At 71.0% G+C, this 21,170-nt stretch carries 20 protein-coding genes; 10 read left to right on the plus strand and 10 right to left on the minus strand.

All coding sequences use genetic code 11. The features are described 5' to 3' along the window. Nucleotides 1-23: 23 nt before the first annotated feature. From FB561_RS22760 to FB561_RS22775, 4 genes are all read left to right on the plus strand, one after another. The gene (locus tag FB561_RS22760; RefSeq protein WP_238334987.1) at nt 24-1,397 is read left to right on the plus strand and encodes a class II 3-deoxy-7-phosphoheptulonate synthase; all 1,374 of its coding nucleotides are present in this window, start codon (nt 24-26) and stop codon (nt 1,395-1,397) included. Continuing rightward, complete coding sequence (locus FB561_RS22765) at nt 1,394-2,425, plus strand: threonine aldolase family protein (RefSeq protein ID WP_337692319.1); 1,032 nt, start codon at nt 1,394-1,396, stop codon at nt 2,423-2,425. Before FB561_RS22760 ends, FB561_RS22765 begins: the two co-directional genes overlap by 4 nt. 84 nt (nt 2,426-2,509) lie before the next feature. Then, nucleotides 2,510-3,487, plus strand: coding sequence for a ribose-phosphate diphosphokinase (locus FB561_RS22770; protein WP_145809978.1), 978 nt, complete (start codon nt 2,510-2,512; stop codon nt 3,485-3,487). An 80-nt stretch (nt 3,488-3,567) separates the two neighbouring features. Next, complete coding sequence (locus FB561_RS22775; protein ID WP_145809980.1) at nt 3,568-4,347, plus strand: ANTAR domain-containing protein; 780 nt, start codon at nt 3,568-3,570, stop codon at nt 4,345-4,347. Between the two features lie 33 nt (nt 4,348-4,380). On the opposite strand, the gene FB561_RS22780 is transcribed toward FB561_RS22775, so the two are convergent. Continuing rightward, nucleotides 4,381-7,503, minus strand: a complete 3,123-nt coding sequence (locus FB561_RS22780; protein ID WP_145809983.1) for an amidohydrolase family protein — start codon at nt 7,501-7,503, stop codon at nt 4,381-4,383. Nucleotides 7,504-7,647: 144 nt separating this feature from the next. On the opposite strand from FB561_RS22780, the gene FB561_RS22785 reads away from it, so the two are divergent. Next, nucleotides 7,648-8,175 (plus strand): hypothetical protein, encoded by a 528-nt coding sequence (locus FB561_RS22785; protein ID WP_145809985.1) that lies wholly within the window; start codon nt 7,648-7,650, stop codon nt 8,173-8,175. A 74-nt stretch (nt 8,176-8,249) separates the two neighbouring features. After that, nucleotides 8,250-9,323: a glycoside hydrolase family 172 protein gene (locus FB561_RS22790; protein WP_145809987.1), complete on the plus strand. Its 1,074-nt coding sequence runs from the start codon at nt 8,250-8,252 to the stop codon at nt 9,321-9,323. A 103-nt stretch (nt 9,324-9,426) separates the two neighbouring features. Here FB561_RS22790 and FB561_RS22795 read toward each other — a convergent pair whose 3' ends face one another. The 7 genes from FB561_RS22795 to thiO form a co-directional block, all read right to left on the minus strand. Continuing rightward, on the minus strand, nt 9,427-10,650 hold the full coding sequence (locus tag FB561_RS22795) for a glycoside hydrolase family 15 protein (protein ID WP_145809990.1): 1,224 nt from the start codon (nt 10,648-10,650) through the stop codon (nt 9,427-9,429). Between the two features lie 10 nt (nt 10,651-10,660). After that, nucleotides 10,661-11,542: a DMT family transporter gene (locus FB561_RS22800; RefSeq protein ID WP_238334988.1), complete on the minus strand. Its 882-nt coding sequence runs from the start codon at nt 11,540-11,542 to the stop codon at nt 10,661-10,663. 90 nt (nt 11,543-11,632) lie between these two features. After that, nucleotides 11,633-13,699, minus strand: a complete 2,067-nt coding sequence (gene pknB / locus FB561_RS22805) for a Stk1 family PASTA domain-containing Ser/Thr kinase (protein ID WP_145809995.1) — start codon at nt 13,697-13,699, stop codon at nt 11,633-11,635. Between the two features lie 147 nt (nt 13,700-13,846). After that, complete coding sequence (locus tag FB561_RS22810; RefSeq protein ID WP_145809997.1) at nt 13,847-14,860, minus strand: LysM peptidoglycan-binding domain-containing protein; 1,014 nt, start codon at nt 14,858-14,860, stop codon at nt 13,847-13,849. 192 nt (nt 14,861-15,052) lie between these two features. Further along, a complete protein-coding gene (locus tag FB561_RS22815; protein WP_145809999.1) occupies nt 15,053-15,829 on the minus strand; it encodes a thiazole synthase in 777 nt (258 codons plus the stop codon). Nucleotides 15,830-15,839: 10 nt separating this feature from the next. Further along, nucleotides 15,840-16,052: a sulfur carrier protein ThiS gene (thiS, locus tag FB561_RS22820; protein WP_238334989.1), complete on the minus strand. Its 213-nt coding sequence runs from the start codon at nt 16,050-16,052 to the stop codon at nt 15,840-15,842. Then, the gene (gene thiO / locus FB561_RS22825; protein ID WP_145810002.1) at nt 16,049-17,245 is read right to left on the minus strand and encodes a glycine oxidase ThiO; all 1,197 of its coding nucleotides are present in this window, start codon (nt 17,243-17,245) and stop codon (nt 16,049-16,051) included. The genes thiS and thiO overlap by 4 nt, the downstream gene beginning before the upstream one ends. Nucleotides 17,246-17,331: 86 nt before the next feature. Here thiO and thiE point away from each other — a divergent pair, with 86 nt between their 5' ends. The 3 genes from thiE to FB561_RS22840 are packed head-to-tail and all read left to right on the plus strand — an operon-like array spanning nt 17,332 to nt 18,847. Continuing rightward, on the plus strand, nt 17,332-17,991 hold the full coding sequence (gene thiE, locus FB561_RS22830; protein WP_145810005.1) for a thiamine phosphate synthase: 660 nt from the start codon (nt 17,332-17,334) through the stop codon (nt 17,989-17,991). Next, nucleotides 17,988-18,422 carry a guanyl-specific ribonuclease gene (locus FB561_RS22835; RefSeq protein ID WP_202880713.1) on the plus strand — a complete coding sequence of 145 codons (435 nt, stop codon included), beginning with the start codon at nt 17,988-17,990 and terminating at the stop codon, nt 18,420-18,422. Before thiE ends, FB561_RS22835 begins: the two co-directional genes overlap by 4 nt. Next, nucleotides 18,419-18,847 (plus strand): barstar family protein, encoded by a 429-nt coding sequence (locus tag FB561_RS22840; RefSeq protein WP_145810007.1) that lies wholly within the window; start codon nt 18,419-18,421, stop codon nt 18,845-18,847. The genes FB561_RS22835 and FB561_RS22840 overlap by 4 nt, the downstream gene beginning before the upstream one ends. Here FB561_RS22840 and FB561_RS22845 read toward each other — a convergent pair. Beyond that, a complete protein-coding gene (locus FB561_RS22845; RefSeq protein WP_145810010.1) occupies nt 18,825-19,568 on the minus strand; it encodes a YqjF family protein in 744 nt (247 codons plus the stop codon). The genes FB561_RS22840 and FB561_RS22845 overlap by 23 nt on opposite strands. 79 nt (nt 19,569-19,647) lie before the next feature. Between FB561_RS22845 and FB561_RS22850 the strand changes: the two genes are divergently transcribed. Next, complete coding sequence (locus FB561_RS22850) at nt 19,648-20,058, plus strand: helix-turn-helix domain-containing protein (RefSeq protein WP_145810013.1); 411 nt, start codon at nt 19,648-19,650, stop codon at nt 20,056-20,058. A 26-nt stretch (nt 20,059-20,084) separates the two neighbouring features. Here FB561_RS22850 and FB561_RS22855 read toward each other — a convergent pair whose 3' ends face one another. Then, a complete protein-coding gene (locus FB561_RS22855) occupies nt 20,085-21,155 on the minus strand; it encodes a polyprenyl synthetase family protein (RefSeq protein WP_145810015.1) in 1,071 nt (356 codons plus the stop codon). Between the last annotated feature and the right edge of the window lie 15 nt (nt 21,156-21,170).

Here is a 21,170-nt window from a genome sequence, read left to right on the forward strand (position 1 = left end):
AGCCGCTCGAATATGGTTGGCCCATGCATTTTGCGACATTGAGCGCGGGGGTCGTACCGGGAGTCCCGACTCTGGACGAGCTGCGGGCCCTGAAGCCGCTGCAGCAGCCCGAGTGGCCGGACCAGGCGGCGCTGGAGGGTGTGATCGGTCAGCTGCGGACCTTGCCGCCGCTGGTGTTCGCCGGCGAGTGCGACGACCTGACCACCAGCATCGGCGCGGTGACGCGCGGCGAGTCGTTCCTGCTCCAGGGCGGTGACTGCGCGGAGACGTTCGACGGCGTGACCGCGGACAACATCCGGGCCAAGCTCCGGGTGCTGCTGCAGATGTCGGTCGTGCTCCAGTACGCCGCCAGCGTGCCGGTGGTGAAGGTCGGCCGGATCGCCGGCCAGTACGCCAAGCCCCGCAGCTCCGGCGACGAGACCCGCGAGGGCGTCACGCTGCCGTCGTACCGCGGCGACGCGGTGAACGGGCTGGACTTCACCCCCGAGGCCCGGATCCCGGACCCGGAGCGGCTCCGCGGCGTCTACAACGCGGCCGCCGCCACGCTGAACCTGACCCGCGCCTTCACCACCGGTGGGTACGCGGACCTGCACCAGGTGCACGCCTGGAACACCGACTTCGTGAAGTCCTCGCCGGTCGGCCAGAAATACGAGCGGCTGGCCACCGAGATCGAGCGCGCGCTGGCCTTCATGCGCGCCTGCGGGGCGAACTCCGAGGAGTTCCGGACGGTCGACTTCTACGCGTCCCACGAAGCGCTGATCCTGGAGTACGAGCACGCCCTGACCCGGATCGACTCGCGCACCCAGCAGCCGTACGACGTGTCCGGCCACCTGCTCTGGGTCGGCGAGCGGACCCGCCAGCTGGACGGCGCGCACGTGGAGTTCCTGGCCTCGCTGAGCAACCCGCTCGGCGTCAAGATCGGGCCGACCACGACCCCGGAGTACATCCGCGCCCTGATCGACAAGCTGAACCCGAAGGGTGTCGAGGGCCGGCTGACCTTCATCACCCGGATGGGCGCCGGCAAGATCCGCGCGGCGTTGCCGCCGTTGCTGGAGGCCGTCCGCGACCACGGTTCGCCGATCGCGTGGGTGTGCGACCCGATGCACGGCAACACCTTCGAGACCCCGAACGGGTACAAGACCCGCAACTTCGACGACGTCGTGGACGAGGTCCAGGGCTTCTTCGACGCGCACGAGCAGGTCGGCACCTGGCCGGGCGGCCTGCACGTCGAGCTCACCGGCGACGACGTCACCGAGTGCCTGGGCGGCGGCGAGGAACTGGTTGCCGAGGATCTGGTCAACCGGTACGAGACCGCCTGCGACCCGCGGCTGAACAGGCACCAGTCCCTCGAGCTGGCGTTCCTGGTCGCCGAGCGGTTGCACGGCGCCCGGGCGTGACCGTGATCGACCTCCGGTCGGACACGGTGACCCGCCCGTCGGCGGGCATGCTGGCCGCGATGACGAGCGCCCCACTCGGCGACGACGTGTACGCCGAGGACCCGACGGTCAACCAGCTCGAGGAGACGGTGGCCGACCTGCTCGGGCACGAGGCCGGGCTGTTCACCGTGACCGGCTCGCTCGCGAACGTGCTCGGCGTTCGCGCCCTCGCACCGCCAGGGACCGAGGTGTTGTGCGAGGCGAGCGCCCACATCGCCCGCGCCGAACTGGGTGCCCACGCGGCCGTCAGCGGGGTCACCACGCGGACGTGGAGCGCCCCGGCCGGCCAGATCGACCTGGAGCAGGTCCGCGCCCTGATCGCCCCGGACCTCGGCCCGTACTTCGTCACCACGGCGGCCGTGTCGGTGGAGAACACGCACAACTTCGGCGGCGGCGCGATCCAGCACGGCTTCGACGCCCTCGCCGACCTGCTCGACGAGGCCGAGTTGCCGTTACACCTCGACGGCGCCAGGCTCTGGAACGCGTCGGTGGCGTCCGGCGTACCGGTCGCGGCGTACGCGTCCCGGGCGGCCGCGGCGAGCGTGTGCTTGTCGAAGGGGCTCGGTGCTCCGGTCGGCTCGGTGCTCGTCGGATCCGCCGAGCTGATTCGCGAAGCCCGCGTCTGGCGCAAGCGTCTCGGCGCCGGCTGGCGGCAGGCGGGAGTCCTCGCAGCGGCCGGCCTGTACGCCCTGGAGCACAACGTCGATCGCCTCGCCGAGGACCATGCGAACGCCCGCCTGATCGCGGCGGTACTGGCCGACGCAGCGCCTGGTTCGGTCAAGCCGGACCAGGTGGAGACGAACATCGTGGTCGCCGACCTGGCTGCCACCGGCAGGTCGGTCGCCGAGGTGGTCGAGGCAGCGCGCGCCGAAGGCGTCCTCGTGGGCGGCGTCGGTGCCACCCAGCTCCGCCTGGTCACCCATCTCGACGCGTCCACGGCCGACTGCCGTACCGCCGCCCAGACCCTGGCGCGCCTGCTGACCAGCTGACGCTGGGCTGTGGACGCGTGGTCGGGGACGGGACGCGATCGGGATAAGCTGCGGGGCGTCGGGTCACAGCGTTCGGGGAGAGCCGTGCGAGAGATCGTCGTGTTCAGCGGAAATGCCCATCAGGAGTTGGCGGAGCGGATCTGCGCCGAGCTCGGCGTGGAGCTTTCGCCGGTGGAGATCAGCAGGTTCAGCAACGACTGCCTGCAGGTCCAGCTGCAGGCGAACTGCCGGCAGCGGGACGTGTACATCATCCAGCCGCTGGTGCCGCCGACCCAGGAGCACCTGATGGAGCTGCTGCTGATGACCGACGCCGCCCGCGGCGCGTCGGCGGCCCAGATCACCGCCGTGATCCCGCACTACGCGTACGCCCGGTCGGACAAGAAGGACGCCTCCCGGATCTCGATCGGCGGTCGGCTGGTCGCGGACCTGCTGGTCGCGTCCGGCGTCGACCGGGTGCTGACGATGGCGCTGCACGCGCCGCAGGTGCACGGGTTCTTCTCCGTCCCGGTCGACCACCTGACCGCGATCGGCGAGCTGGCCGAGCACTTCCGCGCCACCGACCTGCGCGACACCGTCGTGGTCAGCCCGGACCTGGGCAACGCGAAGACCGCGACCCAGTTCGCCCGGTTGCTCGGGCTGCCGGTGGCCGCGGGCAGCAAGCAGCGGCTGGCCGACGACCGGGTGGTGATCGACGCGATCGTCGGTGACGTGGCCGGCCGGAAGGCGATCGTGCTGGACGACGAGATCGCCACCGGCGGGTCGATCATCGAGCTGCTGGACCGGCTGAAGGACTTCGGCTGTACGCAGGCCGCGATCGCCTGTACACACGGGCTGTTCGCGGGCCGGGCGGTCGAGCGGCTCCGGTCGCACCCGTCCATCACCGAGGTGATCAGTACCGACACGGTGCCGCGGCCGCACGGGTTCCCGGAGCTGAAGACCCGTTCGGTGTCCACGCTGTTCGCCGAGGCGATCAAACGGATCCACGTCGGCGAGTCGGTGAGCAGCCTGTTCGACGGTGTGGACCCGACGCACGGGCCGCCGCAGCCGAAGCTGCCGTTCTGATCCGGTGACGGCCTGACGACAGCCCGTCGTTCTGGGCCGACGATGTAGGGAATGACGGCTTGGCAGGGCAAAATGCAAGAGTGGCAGAGCACATCATCGCAATCGCGCAGGAGCTGGCCGAGGTCAGCCGCCTGGTGGAGACCGACGACGTCGCGGCGACCCTGGACCGGTTCGTCCGCCGGGTCGTGGGCGGGGTGCCCGACTGCGACGAGGCCGAGATCGTCATCGGCACCGAGCAACGCTTCGAGGTGATCGCGCGGCATCACTCGACCGCACCAGAGGCGATCGAGCCGGCCCGGGCGACCCTCGGCGACCAGCTGCTCCGCCTAGACGGCCCGCTCCAGGACGTCCTCGCGTACGGCGAACCGCACCGGATCGGCGACGCGGCGGGGGACCGGCGCTGGCCGGAGTTCACCGCCGCGATGCTCAACGCGGGGTACCGCAGCGCGTTGCTGCTGCCGCTGCCGGCGCGCAACGGGTCGGGCGCCGCGTTCGTGCTGTTCGCCGCCAAGCCCGAGGCGTTCGGCGACATCACGTACGACCTGGCGCTGCTGTTCGCGATGCACGCCGGGGTGGCGTTCGACAACGCGCAGATGTTCCTGGACAGCCGGTCGCTGATCGACCAGCTGTACAAGGCGCTGGACACGCGGACGGTCATCGGCCAGGCCGAGGGCCTGCTGATGCACCGGTACGAGGTGGACGCCAAGGTCGCGTTCGAGGTGCTGAAGCGCGGCTCGCAGAACTCCAACCTCAAGCTGCGCGACCTGGCCGCCGAGCTCGTCGCCGCCCAGGAGCGGGGCACCCTCGCGGATGCCCTGGCCAGCCGCGGTCTGGCCACCGACCGCGTCGAACATTCCTGACCAGGGCGTCCCGATCGGATCCGGTGCCCGGGCTCAGCCCTCGCAGCAGACTCGGTGCAACCACTCCGGCTCGTGCCACCAGTACTCGCTGTCGTGCGCATGCGCCTTGGCTCGCTGCAACGGCCTCGGCCCGGCCGCCGTGGTGCGCGCGGTGCTCGTAAAGGGCTTGAGCAACTCGTCGACCGTGTGCAGCTTGCCCGCGATCATCACCTGCTGGACCGCGGCCGCCGCGCGGATATCGGCGAGCGGGTTTCCCTGGACGAACGCAAGATCCGCCTGGGCACCCGGCCTGATCACGCCCAGCTGGTCCTCGAGGTTCAGCCAGCGGGCCGGGTTCCGGGTCGCCGTCGTCAACGCCTCGTACGGGGTGAACCCGCCGGCCACCATCGACCGGAGGTTCGCGTGCAGCGAGACGGCGACGTTGTCGAGCGGCGCGTCGGTCCCGGCGATGACGAACCCACCACCCCGGTGGATCCGCAGCACCATGTCGACGTTGCCCCGCAGCAGCTCGCGCGTCGTCACCCCGGCCGGTCCGGATGCGGTGTCCACCTCGGCCTGGAACGCGGCGTACTCCCACTCGGGGAACAGCGTCGTCGTCCGCCGATCCGTGAGCAGCGACGGGTCGTCCACGTGCGCCATCGTCGAGTTGAACAACGTCGGCGTGACCGACAGCCCGGCCCGGGTGAACAACGTGACCACATCGGCGTATGCGCGGCCGAGCCGGCTGACCGTGTGCGAGTACCCGAGCCGGTTGGTCGCGCCGGTGTGCTCCATCCCGTCCATCCCGAAGTGCTCGGCCGGGTAGAGGTAGTGCGACGACAGCTGCAGCCCGAGCCGGTGGACGGCGGCGACCGCGCGACGCTGGTACTCGACCGGCAGCCGCACGTACGTCTTCACCAGGTCGTACCCGAGTCCCTCGACGCGGTCCAGTTCCAGCTCCAACTGGCGCAACGACAGGGTCGGCCGCATGAAGTTGTAGTAGACCCGCGACCCGTCGATCGCCTCGCCGGTCGCGAAGTACCGCGGACCGGTCAGCGTGCCGTGCGCCAGCGCTTCCCGGGTCTCCTGCATCTGGTACACGGGATCGCCGGGTGAGCGCGTACTCGTGATCCCGTAGGCCAGCCAGAGGTTGCCCTGGCGAGCTCCCCAGGCGCGACCGCGGAGATGCCAGTGGTTGTGCGCGTCGATCAGTCCGGGCATCACGGTCAGCCCGGACGCATCGACGTCGGCGGTACCCCGGTGCGGGCGGACCGCGGCGATCTTCCCGTCGTCGATCACGAGGTCGACGTCGTCGCGCAGTTCCCCGGCCCGGCCGTCCCAGAGGGCGCCGGCGTGGATCGTCAGCCGCTGGTTCACCTGGGCGCGTTCCCACTGCAGGTCGAGCTTCACGGTCCGCGGCCGGGCCCCGTCCACATCGGTACGCCGCAACCGGCCGTTGTTCAGGTAGAGCACCGTGGTGTCGTCGAGCCAGAGCGGCGAGTCCGTGACCTCGGACGTCACCGCCTTCGGCTCACCGGTGAACCGGCCACGCGCGTCCACGGGTACGACGTACAGGACGCTCTCGACCACGAACGCGAGCCGCTCGCCGTCGGGCGAGAAGACGGGGCCGTCGTCGCCCCGGGTCGCGAGCGAGCGGAACGGCATCGGCGCGACGTACTCGAACTCGGCGGTCGCCACGTCCACGTACAACAGCTGGCTGGTGCCCTCGCGGAACCGCTTCGAGAACGGCTTCACCGCGGCGAGTACGAGGGTCCGCCCGTCCGCCGACCAGCTCACCCGGCCCGGCTGGAACAAGGTCGGTGACACCTGCCGCGGCTTCCCGGAGGCGAGGTCGAGCACCCAGGCGATGCCGTCCTGGTCCTGGTACGCCACCTGCCGGCCGTCCGGCGAGAACCGCGGCGCGGTCTGGGCCCCGGGCAACGACGAGAGCTTGCGGTCGGCACCGGTCGCGAGATCGTGCAGCCAGAGGTCCGCGGTACCATCCCGGTCGCTCGCGTAGAGCAGCTTGCGGCCGTCGGGGGAGAAGTCCGGGTCCGAGTTGAAGTAGCCGTCGGCAACGATCTTCCGGGGCCGGCCACGTCCGTCGGCCGGTGCGAGCCAGAGGGCGTTGAGCGCCCGGAACGCGAGCCACTTGCCGTCCGGCGAGGCGGTCGGACTCGCGATCCCGAGAACGGGCCGTCGCCGGCCGGAGTCGAGGTCGGGTGTCTTCGGACGCGGGCGCCGTGACGTCACCGGAACGCTCGCGGTGAACGGTACGACCTCGGCCGCACCACCGACGGTGTGCTTCATCACCAGGCCGTCGGCGGTGAAGTAGAGCGCCTCGGCCGACGCCCACGACGGCGGTACCGCGAACACGTCCTTGCCACTGGTCACGGTCCGATCGCCGATCACCAGGTCGCACATCGGTCCACCGAGCCGGACGTAGGCGAGCTCGCCGGTCGGGGAGTACGACGGGCCGAAGAGGGTGACGCCGGTCTGCGCGGCGACGACGGTCCGCCGCTGTCCGGTGGTGAGGTCGAGTTCGGCGATCGAGGCGGTGTCGACGGTGAACGCGATCTTGCCGCCGTCCGCCGAGACGGTCGGCTCGGCCTCTTCGCTCGGCTCGTCGGTCAGCGCGACGATCTCGCCGGTCGCCAGGTCGAGCCGGTGGACGCCGTAGCTGCCGCCGCGGTCCGACGAGAACACGATCGAGCGACCGTCCGGGGTGAAGTGCGGTTCACGATGGTCGTACCTGCCGGTGGTGAGCTGGCGTAGTCCGCTGCCGTCGGGCCGGATCGTCCAGAGCTGGAAGTTCCCGTCCCGGTACGACTGGAACACCAGCTCGCGGCCGTCCGGCGACCAGCGCGGCCGGGTCGCGTCCTGCAGGTCGTCGGTGAGCCGCCGCGCCGCTCCACCCGCGGCCGGGATCACCCAGATCGCCACGACCAGGTCGACCGCGAGCCACCGGCCGTCCGGCGACACCGACACCATGAAGTTCGTGCCTTGCGTCAAGGTCGCGGGGCCTGCCTGAGCCGACTCGGTTGTACCGGTTGCGGACGCGGTCGAGGTCGCCGTCGTGGTCGAGACGGTGCCGGCGGCGGCCAGACCGCCGGTGAGCTGGAGGGCACGGCGACGCGAGATGCTCCAGGGGCCTGGGGTTTCGGGGACGTCGTTCACAGACTGGTCCAATCCCTCGGGGGCGGGTGGGACGACACCGACGAATCTGCCAGCAGCGTCCGCACTGGTTGAACCTGTACCCGGATCGGCGCGCCGAACGGCTGGTTCGCTGCGACGAACGGTGGCGCACTATCGTCTGCGCCCATGACCTCCCTCTCGCCGCGCGCCCGCGCGGGCCTGGCCGCCGCGGCCTGTCTGGTGATCGCCGTCGTCGCCGCTCTGGCGGTCGACGTCCGCCTCGACCGGCACTGGGTCCTGCGAGGCCTCACCCTGGCGATGGCCCTCGGGTGCGCCGGGATCCTGGCCGCCGACCGGGGCCGGCGTGCCCGGCAGATCATCGCGGTCGTCGGGCTGGTGATGTTCGGCGTGGTCTTCCCGGTGACGTCGACGGTGTGGTCCGAACCGCCGGAGATCGCTTTCGCGCTGGCGGTCGCCGACGACGCCGAGGCCGCCGCGGCGAAGGGCGGGTCGAGCGCCGTCACCGTGGAGGACGTTCGCGCCGCCGCCGAAGCGCGCGGCGGTGCCGTCGGCTCGCTGAAGACCGAGCGCAGTCCCGAGATCCGCGGCGCGGACGCGTACCCGCTCATCGTCCGAGCCAAGGCCGATCAGGGCCGCCCGTGGGCCTGCCTCTCCTTCGTGCACGGCTTCACCGCGGAGGTCCGGCCCTGCTGATCGGCAGTACCCAGGTCGGGTACTCCGGGGCGAACCATCGCGCTGGAAATCGATTTCTTGTTAGGGTCGCTGGCATGACTCTTGGGAACCTGACCGGTATCAGCGCGATCTCGGCCGCCCGGACGCGGTCCATCAGCGCGGAGAACCCGACCGGCGAGCCCGGCCAGGGCGGGCGCCGTACCGAAGGCACCGGGGCGCGGGCGGCGCGCGACCTCGGCCAGGGCTGGAAGGTGTCGCCGTCGATCGAGATCGGAGCGGGCGAGACGGTCACGCTGGCCGACATCGCCGGCTCCGGCGCCATCACCCACATCTGGCTCACCACCCACCGCAACCACTGGCGCCAGCTCGTCCTGCGGGCGCACTGGGACGGTGACGAGGCGCCCGCGATCGAGGCACCGGTCGGCGACTTCTTCTGCTCCGGCTGGGGCCGGTTCGCCCAGGTCAACTCGCTGCCGGTCGCCGTCAACCCGAACGGCGGCTTCAACTGCTACTGGGAGATGCCGTTCCGCTCGCAGGCCCGGCTGACCCTGGAGAACACCCACGACGAGCCGGTGATCGTCTACTTCCAGGTGGACTACTGGCTCGGCGACGTCGCCGAGGAGTCGGCGTACCTGCACGCGCAGTGGCGCCGGAGCAACCCGCTCCCGTCGAAGACCACGCATGTGCTGCTGGACGGCGTCGAGGGGCCGGGGCACTACGTCGGCACGTACATCGCGTGGGGCGTGAACAGCTCCGGCTGGTGGGGTGAGGGCGAGGTCAAGTTCTACCTGGACGACGACGAGGAGTTCCCGACCATCTGCGGCACCGGGACCGAGGACTACTTCGGCGGCGCCTGGAACTTCGACCTCGGCGTCGAACGCGGCGGCTACGCGGAGTTCAGCACGCCGTACCTCGGCATGCCGCAGGTCATCCGGCCCGACGGTCTGTACGCGAGCCAGCAGCGGTTCGGCATGTACCGGTTCCACCTGCCCGACCCGATCCGCTTCAGCAGCAAGCTGCGTGCCGACGTCCAGGCCCTCGGCTGGCGCTCCGGCGGCCGCTACCTGCCGCTCCAGGACGACATCGCCTCGACCGCCTTCTTCTACAGCTCCCGCACGAGCACCAACCGCCCCGAGGCGCCGACCCACGACGTGATGGAGATCTGCTGACCGGGCACCCACCACTCACTAACCTTCGCCCCACCGCCGCCCCACCGCTGAACTCCGCGGTGGGGCGGCGGTCGTGCGCAGCTTGGTGAGTGGTGGGTGACCGCTACGGAGTCGGTAGCGGTCGGTCGAGGGCGGCGACGGTGAGGACGACGATCGCGGACGTCCAGCCCAGCGGCGCCTCGCCGGCCGGCTGGAGATCGCGGTTGACCTTCTCCGGGATCGCGCCCGACGGCGTCCGGTGATCATCGATCCAGCGCAGCAGGTCCGTGGCGGTTTCGCGGTCACCACGGGCCGCCGCGCTCAGCGCGAACAACGCGGTCTGCGGAGTCCACGCGACCCCGTCGGCCCGCCACTGCTCGCCCGGAGTCACGCCGCCGTTCGGCAACGTCAGGACTCCGTGCGTCCGCTCGATCGCGGTACGGACCTCGGCGCGCTCCGGTGCGAACGGCGGGCCGAGCACGGTCACGATCGCGTCCGCCCCACCACCGATCCTGCTCCGCCCGAGCCCCGGCTCCAGCGCGGAGACCGCCCGGGCCGGCGTTCTCGGGTACTCCGGGCCGAAGGCGGTGTCCGTTGCCTTGGACAACCGGTCCAGCGCGTTCTGCCAGCTGTCCAGCTCGGTCCGGTGACCGAGGGTCCGCGCGATCGCGATCCCGGCGCGCAACCCGGTGAGCAGGGGAGCCACGGTACCGAGGGTGACCTCGTTCTCGGGGCGCTCCCAGTAGTCGGGGGAGGCGGCGGGCAGGCCGTCCGGACCGAGTTCGGCGACGATCTGATCCGCCGACTGCTTCACCATCGGCCAGTACCGTGACAGGTCCCGCCCGCAGAACCACGTCGCCCACGGGACCCAGCCGGACCCGTCCAACTGGTCCTCCCGGCCGTCCTCGATGACCTTGCCGTCCTCCGCGGAGTACCGAGCGGCCCAGCGCCCCGCGGACGGCCGCACCTGATCGAGGAACCCGAGAACGCCGGCCGCCTCGGCGTACCGGCCGACGGAGCAGTACGCGGCGGCGACGAACGAGGCGTCCCGCGGCCACACGTACCGCCAGGGTCCGTCCCAGCCGGCCAGGGTCGCGCCGTTGGGCAGGGTGAGCGCGTCCAGGTCGGCGAGTGCGTACCGGACCAGGTCGCTGGACGCGGACAAGGGGCTGGCCGCGGTCAACGTGCTTGCCGCTGGCAACGGGCGGCCGGGGATCCCGTCGGCGACGAGCTGAGGCTGCGGATTACGGCGCAGGTTGGCGACCGTCCCGGCCGCGAGCACGGCGACCAGGACGGCGATGACGGCGACCGGGTACCACCGGATCCGCCGCGCGCTGTCGTCCCGCATCACTACCCTCCTACTGCCCGAGATGCTGGACCTCGGCCTCGATCTTCCGTCGCGGCGCCAGCTCCACCAGGTACATCGCACTCACCACCAGGGCACCCCCGATCAGCAGCCGCGCGGTGACCTGGTCCGCCCCGAACAGTACGGCGAACACCGACGCGAACACAGGTTCCATTGTCATCGCGATCGCGGCCCGTGTCGGGGTGAGATGAGCCTGCGCCCAGGTCTGCACGATCAACGCGAGCGCGCCGGCGACGAGGGCCATGTAGATCACCCGGACCCAGTCACCACCGCCGCTGGGCAACGAGAACCCGCCCGGGATCGCCCCGATCGCGCAGACGGCGGTGATCACGACCATCTGCAACGCGGACAGGCCGAAGGCGTTCGACGGGGTGGACCAGGCGCCGAGCCCGATGATGTGCAGCGCGTACAGGCCGGCCGAGGCGAGGGTGAGGATCTCCCCGGTCCCGAGGCTGAGCCCGCGCAGCGAGAGCACCCCGAGACCGATGGTGGCGAGACCTACCGCGATCCAGGCCCAACGGCCGATCCGGTGCCGCAGGATGACCGCGGCGAGCAGCGGGGTGAACACGACGTACATCCCGGTGACGAACCCGGACACGCTCGCGGACGTATGCCGCAGGCCCTCGGTCTGGACGAGTTGCGCGATGCCGTAGGTGACACCGAGCGCGACCCCACGACCACGGTCGAGCCGGGACAACTTCGAGATCGCCGGCGGGTGCACCAGGATCAGCGCGACGGCGGCGATCAGGAACCGCACCGCGAGGTAGTCGGCGACGTCCATCCGCGTGAGCAGATCCTTGGTCAGGAAGAACGTCGATCCCCAAGCGGCGGCCACCGCCAGCAAGGCAAGAACAGCAACCCGCGCCCGATTCACGGCCAAAGCTAACCAGACCCCGAACCGGCCCGAACCGCCCACCTGCACCGGACGTAGCCGGCATCACGTTCCCCGCGGCCGCGGCTGGGGTCAGAGGATGGTGACGGTGATGGTGGTGCCTGGTTGGGCCTTCTGGCCGGCGGCGGGGTTCTGGCCGGCGACCAGGTTGAGGCCCAGGTGGAAGGGGGCCTTTTCGACCTTGACCTTGAAGCCCGCGTCGGTGAGGAGCTTCTGGGCTTCGGCGAGTTGTTTGCGGCGGACGTTCGGGACCTCGACCAGGGGCGGGCCCTTCGAGACGACCAGCTTCACCTTGTCCCTGGCGAAGAGGGTGCCGTCCTTCGGCGTCTGGCTCACCACCGACCCGGCCGGGACCTTCTCGTCGTACGCGTCGGTGCGCTCGATGCCGAAGCCGGCCTTGCGCAGCGTGCGGTTGGCTTCCTTGAACGGTTTGCCGGTCAGGTCCGGGACCTGGATCGGTTTGCGGCCCAGCGACACCCAGAGATTGACCGTGTTGCCCGGCTTCATCACCGTGTCGAACTTCGGCGTGAACGTGATCACCCGGCCGACCGGCACCGTCTCGCTGTACGCCTCGGTGACCTTGCCGGTGACCAGCTTGAGCGCCTCGATCGCGCGCTTGGCCGCGTCCGTCTCGAGACCGGCCAGCTGGGGCACCCGGTACCGCTCGGGACCCTTCGACACGATCAGGCCGACCTCGCCGCTCTTGCGGATCCGGTCGCCCGGGCCCGGCTCGGTGCTCATCACCTGACCGCGCGGCACCGTCTCGGAGAAGTCCTGGCCCCGCAACGTCGTCCGCAGGCCGAGCTCGCCGGCCTTGGTGTTCGCTTCGGCGGCGCTGAGGTTCAGCAGGACGGGGGTCGCGGTGTACCGGTGGATGCCGTAGTACCACGCGGCCGAGCCGACGCCGAGCGCCAGCGCGAGCACGACGATCAGCGCGATCAGGCCGCGTCCCCGGCGAGGCTGGATCGGCTGCACCCGCGGCGTCGAACCGGAGCCGGAACCACGACCGGAGGCCTGACCGGGATCACGCCCACGGTCGACCGGCACGATGATCGTGTCGTTCCGCCGCGGCCGCTCCTGCCCCCGGCCGTACCCCTCCGACTCCGCGTACCCGTACCGACCGGGGCCGTACTCGTCGGCGTCGTACTCGTTCGGCCGGTGCTCGACGTACCCCGCACCGCGCGTGTACCCGTCGTCGTCGTACCCGCCCTCTTCGCGCAGTTGCTGCAGCGGGATCGTCAGGTCCCCGGTCAGCTCCGGGTCGTCCGGCAGGCCCTCCTCGAGCGCACTGCGGACCCGGCGGACCTGGCGGCTCAGCACCCGCGCGTCGGACGGACGGTGGTCCCGGTCTCTTGCTGTCGCCCGCTGGACCAGCGCGTCGACGTACGGCGGGATGTCCGGCTGCACCTGGCTCGGCGGCGGGACGTCCGTGTGGACGTGGGCGTACGCGACCTGGATCGGGGTCTCGCCGGTGTGCGGCTTGGACCCGGTGAGGAGTTCGTACAGCAGGATCCCCGCGGAGTACACGTCGGACCGGGCGTCGGCGCTGCCGTCGGTGACGAGCTCGGGGGCGAGGTAGGAGACGGTACCCATCAACAGGCCCTGGGTCGCCGTCTGACCGGTGGTGGTGACGGCGCGGGCGAGGCCGAAGTCGGCGACCTTGACCGTGCCGTCGTGGGAGATCAGCACGTTCTCGGGTTTGATGTCGCGGTGCACGATGCCGGCGTCGTGGGCCGCGGACAACGCGGACAGCACCGGCAACAGCAGGTCGAGCGCGCGACCTGGGGAGAGCGGGGCGTGCTGGCGGATCACGTCCCGCAGGGTGCGGCCGGGGACGTACTCCATCGCGAGGAACAGCGTGCCGTCGTCCTCGCCCTGGTCGAACACGGCGACGACGTTCTGGTGGGACAGCCGGGCGGCGGCCCGCGCCTCGGCCACGAACCGGCGGCCGAACTCGGCGTCGTCGCCCATCCCGAGGTGCATCACCTTGAGCGCGACGACCCGGTCCAGCCGCATGTCCAGGGCCTCGTAGACGGTCGCCATCCCGCCCTTGGCGACGCGCGCACCCACGCGGTACCGCCCGTCGAGCACGCGCCCGACCAGGCGATCGCCGACCTGGGTGTCTACGTCGTCCGTCACGTGCGGTGAGCCGCCTCTCGAAGCCTGTCTGCTCTGAGAGTGTAAATAAGGCGCCCACGCCGCTCCGGGTCGCCGCGCCGGACCACGCTCAGTCACAGCCTCCGGGCGACCCGGCCACGCCGCTGACGCCCCGTGACCGGGACCCGCTCAGGCGGCCGGGTTCCAGCCGGACTCCAGCTTGGCCTTGATCCGGAGCACGTTCTGCACGTACACCTTCGTGTCCGCGTACATCCCGTTCTTCCGGACCCCGCCGAGCCCCTGGTAGTACGCCGCGACCGCCACGTCGAGCGGGGCCGCCGCGGTGAGCCGGTCGAGCAGGACCACGCCGGCGGTGATGTTGTCCTGGGTCCGCAGCAGGTCCAGGTCGCGGCCGACGATGTCCGACGCGAACCGCCCGGTCGACGAGATCACCTGCATCGCGCCGACCGCGTTGGCCGGGGAGACGACCCGCTGCTTCCAGCCCGACTCCTGCCAGGAGATCGCCAGCGCGAGCTCCGGGTCCACGCCGTGCTTCTTGGCGGTGGCGATGATCATCGACCGGACCTGGCCACGGCCGGGCAGCTTGCGCTTCTTCAGCGTCGCCCGGTTCCGGTCGGCGGCCTCGACCACGTGGTCGGCGTACGTCCGGCCGGCGAAGGTGTTGTTCTTCTTCTTGGGCTTCGCGGCCGGGACCGGCACCGGGACCTGGATCGGCTTGCCGATGAAGATGTGGTCCGAGGGCTTCATCCCGTTCACCGACAGCAGGTACCCCTGGGTCACGTGGTACCGCTTGGCGATGCCGCTGATCGTGTCACCGGACTTCACCACGTACGTGATCCGGCCGCGGCTCGACTGCGCGGGGGCCTGCTTCGGCTGGTTGTGCGTGCTCCTCGGGCCGGGGACCTGGAGGACCTCGCCGGCGTAGATCGCGTTGCCGTTGCCCGGCAGGTTGTTCAGTGAGACCAGTGCCTTGACCGTGGTGCCGTGCCGGGCCGCGATGTGGCTCAGGGTGTCGCCCTGCTTGACCCGGTACTGGCCTAGTCCGGGGGAGCCCGCGGTCATGACGGCGGCCGCGATGACCGGGACCGCGAGGCCGGTCAGCACTCGCGCGATCGTCCGTCGGCGGCTGCTCGGGTGGACGTCCTGGCCGGGTTCCGGTGTCTGCTCGCTCGGGTTGCTCATCATCCATCTCCCCGTGTCAACGTCCCTTGACCGTAAGTGGTGGTGCTGATGTGACAACAGGTGCGAGTGGGGCTTTTGTTACGGCTGTTATCCAACCTTGACAGTTGACGCCTGAACTACATCGGTGTTGTTCACCCCCACATAAAATTGCTCTCGGCAACAGGTGCCGAGAGCAACCGATCGGGGTACGGATCAGAACGAGGCGCGGCCTTCGAGCGGGGACGAGGCCTGCGCGGCGTGGAACCGGCGGGGAATCCGGCCGGCCAGCCGCGCACCGCGTCCCGCCGTGACCGCGTCCCGCATCGCCGCGGCCATCAGGGCCGGCCGCTCCGCGCGGGTGACCGCGGTCGCGAGCAGGACGGCGTCGCAGCCGAGCTCCATCGCCAGCGCCGCGTCGCTCGCCGTCCCGATCCCCGCGTCGAGGACGACCGGAACCTGCGCGGCCTCGACGATCATGCTGATGTTGTGCGGGTTCCGGATCCCCAGGCCCGAACCGATCGGCGAACCGAGCGGCATCACCGCGGCACACCCGGCCTGCTCCAGCCGGCGGGCCAGGATCGGGTCGTCGTTGGTGTAGGCAAGTACCTGGAAACCGTCGGCGGCCAGCGTCTCGGCGGCGTCGAGCAGCTCCACCGGGTCGGGTAGCAACGTGTGGTCGTCGGCAACGACCTCCAGCTTGAGCAGGTCGGTCTGCAAGGCCTCCCGCGCCAGCCGCGCGGTGAGGACGGCCTCGCCCGCAGTGAAGCAACCGGCCGTGTTCGGCAGGACGGCGATGTCGTGCTTGCGCAACACGTCCAGTACCGAGCCCTGCTGGCCCGGGTCGAGCCGGCGCAGGGCGACCGTGGTCAGCTGCGTGCCGGACGCCACCAGGGCCTCCTCCAGCACCTCGAGGCTGGGGGCACCGCCGGTCCCCATCACCAGCCGCGACGTCAGCTCGATCCCGGCCAGGACCAGGGTGTCGTCACTCATCGGATCCTCCTCACCCGCCCTGGACCGCGGTGAGAATCTCCACCCGGTCCCCATCGGCCAAGGTGGTGCCGGGCCACTCCGCCCGGGTCACCACCGCTTCGTTCACCGCGACCGCGACCCCGATCGGGCTACGGGCCCAGCGGTCGACGACCTCGGCGACCGTGGTCCCCGCGTCCAGCTGCTCGGCGCTGCCGTTGACCAGTACCTTCATGGCCTCACTCACCTCGCTAGCTTAGGTCGGCCGGACGCGTCGCCGTCCGCTCGGTGCCCACCGTGAGATCCGCGGAACCGCTCGGCCAGGAACGACCCGGCCGCCTTCGGGACGGAGCCGGTCAGCACGGTCTCGGCGATGTGCTGCGCGGTGATCGGCGTGAGCAGGACGCCGTTGCGGTAGTGCCCAGTCGCCCAGACGAGTCCGTCCAGGCCGGACGGACCGAGGATCGGCGCGTTGTCCGGCGTCGCGGGCCGCAGTCCGGCGACCGTCTCGACCAGCTCCAGCTCGTCCGTGATCGGCAGCACCATCCGCGCGTCCCGGAGCAACGTGAACACCCCACCGGCGAGCACCCGGGTGTCGTACCCGAGCTCGGACGTCGTCGCCCCGACCACGAGCTCGCCGCCGGGCCGGGGGACCAGGTACACCGAGAACCCCTTCGCGGTCGCGCGCACCGTGTGCTGCAACGCGGGCCGGTACGCCTCGGGAACGCGGAGCCGTACGATCTCGCCCTTGAGCGGCCGGACCGGCGGCCGAAGCTCGTCGGGGACTCCGGCCAGCTGCGCGGTCCACGGACCGGCCGCGGCGACGACCTGGCCGGACCTGATCGTGTCGCCGCTCTCCAGCTCGACCCCGAGGGCTCTGTTGCCGCTGGTGAGGACACGGGCCACCTTCTGCCGGACCAGGCGGACCCCGGTCACCTCGACCGCGCGGAGCAGTGCGGCAACGGCTTGGCGGTTGTCCACGGAGTGGTCGCCCGGGACCCACACTCCACCGGCGACTCCGGCAGCCAACAGGGGCTCGCGTCTGCGGGTCTCCCGGCCGGTCAGTACCTGGACGTCCAGGCCCAGCCGCTCCTGGTACTCGGCCAGCCGGCGGATCGCGGCCGCGTCGTCCACGTCGTACGCGACCGACAACGTCCCGGTGCGGTGCAGGCCGGCGGGGAGCCCGGTGAGGGACTCGAGCTCCTCGGCGAACGCGGGCCACGCGGCCACACTGTCGAGGTTCAACGCGAGCAGGTCGTCCTCGCCGTACTCGACCTCGGTGACCGGGGCCAGCATGCCGGCCGCGACCGAGGAGGTCTGGGTGCCGGGTGTCGGGTCACATACCGTCACCTGGATACCGGATGCCGCGAGCCGCCAGGCGACGGCCAGGCCGATCAGCCCGGCGCCGACCACGACGACATCGGTGGTTTCCTCGACCATGCGCTAACAGTACTAATGCCTTCCCCGCCCCACCGCCCCGGTCAGGACGTCGGTATACAGATGACAGACATGGCAGGCTGAGCGTTGTGACAGACCACACCGCGGGACCCCGTGACCGACTCGAAGCAGCCCGGCTCTACCTGTGTACCGACGCGCGGGAACGGCAGGGCGACCTGCCGCAGTTCCTCGACGCGGCGCTGGCCGGCGGGGTCGACATCGTCCAGCTCCGGCAGAAGGAGATGGAGGCGGCCGACGAACTGGCCGCGCTGGAGGTGTTCGCCGACGCGTGCAAGCGGCACGGCAAGCTGCTGGCCGTGAACGACCGCGCCGACCTCGCCTTCGCCGCCGGCGCCGACGTCCTGCATCTCGGCCAGCGCGATCTGCCGGTGCACGCGGCCCGGGCGATCGTCGGGCCGGAGCCGGTCGTCGGCCGGTCCACCCACACCTTCAGCCAGGTGAACGCGGCCGTCGAGGAAGTCGGCTCGGACTACTTCTGCGTCGGCCCGACCTGGGCGACCCCGACCAAGCCGGGCCGGTCCGCCGCCGGACTCGAGCTGGTCGCGTACGCCGCCAGCCGGACGCAGCCGAAGCCGTGGTTCGCGATCGGCGGGATCGACCTCGGCCGGCTGGACGAGGTGGTCGAGGCCGGCGCGACCCGGGTGGTCGTGGTCCGCGCGATCACCGAGGCCGACGACCCGGGCGCCGCGGCCGCCGAGTTCGTCCGGCGGTTGGCGGGTGCCGGGTGATCAACAACCCGAAGACGGCCCGGATCATCGCGGTCGTCGTGATCGCCATGCTGGTCATCACGCTCGCCGCGTCGCTGTTCGGCTGCGCGGCGGCGGACAAGGGGAGCGGCGCGTCCGGCAAGGACCCGGACAGCGGGCTGACGTACGTCGCGGCGGCCGACCTGCCGTCCGAGGCGCGGCAGACGCTCGAGCTGATCGACCAGGGCGGGCCGTACCCGTACGACCGGGACGGTGTGGTGTTCGGGAACTTCGAGAAGATCCTGCCGCAGCACGACCGCGGGTACTACCGCGAGTACACCGTGAAGACGCCGGGCGAGAAAAGTCGCGGCGCGCGCCGGATCGTGACCGGGAAGAACGGTGAGCGTTACTACACCGACGACCACTACGAGTCGTTCCGCCGGATCGCCGAGGACAAGGGGAAGGCCGGATGACCGAGCTGCGCAAGGTGCTCGACGAGGGAGTCCGCCCGGGCGTCTACCGCCTGCTGTCCACACAGCCGGCCGACCAGGTCCGCCAGACGGTCACCACCGAGGGCTGGGGGTTCGTGCTGCTGGACACCACGGCGGTGCTCGACAAGGCCGGGTTCCTCGACGTTTGCGCGACCGCGTTCGACCTGCCGCGCTGGTTCGGCCGGAACTGGGACGCGCTGGCCGACTCCCTCAGCGACCGGTCGACGGGGGAGCCCGAGGTGGTGCTGTGGGAGGGCTGGCGCGAGCTGCTCGACCACGACCGTGACACCGTCGACGTGGCGCTGCAGATCTTCGCCGAGGACGCGAACGAGTCCGGCCAGTTGCGGATCCTGCTCCGCGAAGCGGCCGACGTGCCGGACCTGGTCAGCGCGTTGCCCGTGCTGTAGTCGCTGGGACGGGTAGGCCGAAGCGAGCCGGTACGCCGTTGCTGAACGCGACGTGGTCCGGTGGACGGGTGCCGAGCTCGCCGAGTCCGACCGAGGCGAGCAGGCCGTCGTCTTCGAAAGCGGTGAGCTCGGCGGTCCGCAGGGACCACGCGGGGTGGTCGTTCGGGAGGTACCACGTCCGTCCGGCGCGGGCGACGTGCAGACCCCACCGCGCGGTGAGGAAGTGTTCCAGTGGTCCCGCGGACAAGGCGGCGCCGGCCTGGACCTCGACGGTGCTGGCCGCGCTGACTCCCGGCCGGCGCAGCGTCGTGCTGTACGCGTGGTGGGCACCCTGTCGGCGGTACCGCATCCGCGCCCATCGGTAGGGGAGGCCGAAGACCGTCCGAGCCGCGGCGACCACGTCGAGCCGGTTGGCGTCGAGGCTGAGGAAGACGACACCACGGCGACCGGTGACGTCGACGGAGTACAGCCGGACGTTCGTTTCCAGGAACGTGCTGAGCAACGCCGGGCCGTGCGGGAACCCGCTGTCGGCCATCCGGAACGGCACCAGCCCGACATAGCTGGCACCGTCGAAGACGTCGGGCACCGTGCCGGGCGGGAAGAAGCGGGCGATGCTCGACGGCTCCACGGCCCAGTGCAGGAAGGACAGGTCGAGCCAGTCCTGCCGCAGGATCCGCAGCCGCCGCAACGCCGGCGCGACCGCGGTGACCGGTTCCACCATACCGCGCAATCTAGAGCATGTCCTCAAAGTTCCGTAAACTTCCTCACAGGCTCATCTCTAGGGAATTCTAAGGAGTCCGATGCCGCAGGAGTTGCTCTCCGTCGACCAGGTGGCTGACCGGCTCGGCCTGCACGTCCGGACCGTGCGCAACTACATCCGCGACGGTCGGCTGAAGGCGCACCGGATCGGCAAGCAGTACCGGATCGCCCGCGAGGACCTGGAGGAGTTCACCGGGACCAGCGTCGCCCCGGGCGCGGCTGGTCGCTCGGTCGAGGTGTCCGCGATCGTGCAGATCGACGCGATCGACAAGGCGGGCGCCGACCGGATCAGCACCTACGTGACCGCCACGCTGGAGCAGGACGGCATCGGCCGGATCCGGGCCGAGCTGATCCACGACACCGAACGCGGCGTGCTCAAGGTCATCCTGCTCGGCGATCCCCGGTCGACCGCCGAGCTGCTGCACCTGGTCGCGATGCTCGCCGACTCCTGAGGCGCTGGGCCACTGGTGCCCCGTGCTCAGAGCTTGCGGGACGTCGCGGCGACCGCGAGATCGGCCAGCGCCTTGCGGGCCGCCTCGTCCTCGATCGGGGCCCGGTCCAGCGCGTCCAGGGCGTCCTCGGTCCGCTCGGTGATGAGGTCCTCGCAGGCCTGGACCGCGCGGCTGTCCTGCAGGATCTCGCGGAGCAGCTGGATCTCGTCGTCGCCGAGGTCCGGCCGGCCGAACAACCGGTCGAACTCGGCCAGCTGCACCTCGGACGCGTGGTCCACGGCGTACGCGATCAGCACGGTCCGCTTGCCCTCGCGCAGGTCGTCGCCGGCCGGCTTGCCGGTGACCGTCGGGTCGCCGAAGACGCCGAGCAGGTCGTCGCGCAGCTGGAACGCCTCGCCCAGGGGCAGGCCGTACGCGGACAGCGAGTCGACCAGGTGCTGGCCGCCACCGCCGAGCGCGGCGCCGATGTGCAGCGGTCGCTCGATCGTGTAGGTGGCCGCCTTGAACCGCAGCACCCGCAACGCGCGATCCATGTCGGACTCGCCGCTCGCCTGCGCGACCAGGTCGAGGTACTGGCCGGCGGTGACCTCGACCCGGACCGCGTCGAAGAACTTGGACGCCGCCGCCAGTGCGGCCGCGTCGAACCCGGAGGTGTGCAGCATCTCGTCGGCCCAGATCAGGCACAGGTCGCCGAGCAGGATCGCCGCGCCGAGGCCGAAGCCGACCGGGTCGGCGCCGAGTCCGCTCGCCTCCGACCGGGCCCGCTGCAGCGCCTCGAACCGCTTGTGCGCGGCCGGCGCGCCACGGCGTACGTCGGAGGAATCCATCACGTCGTCGTGCACCAGCGCGCTGACGTGCAGCATCTCCAGGCTCGCCGCGGCCGTCAGGATGGGCTCGCGCGGATCACCGCCGGCGGCCCGGAATCCCCAGTAGCAGAAGGAGGGCCGCAGGCGTTTGCCGCCACTGGTGGCGTCGCGGGCGGCCTGGACCACCTCGGTCAGTTCGGGGCCGATCTCGGCCAGCCGGGTCTGCTGGACGTCGAGGAACTCGGTCAGCGCCCGCTGGATCTCGGTCGGGATGTCTGCGTCGGCATGCACGTCTCGGAGGGTAGT

The organism is Kribbella amoyensis (assembly GCF_007828865.1).
Classification (GTDB): domain Bacteria; phylum Actinomycetota; class Actinomycetes; order Propionibacteriales; family Kribbellaceae; genus Kribbella; species Kribbella amoyensis.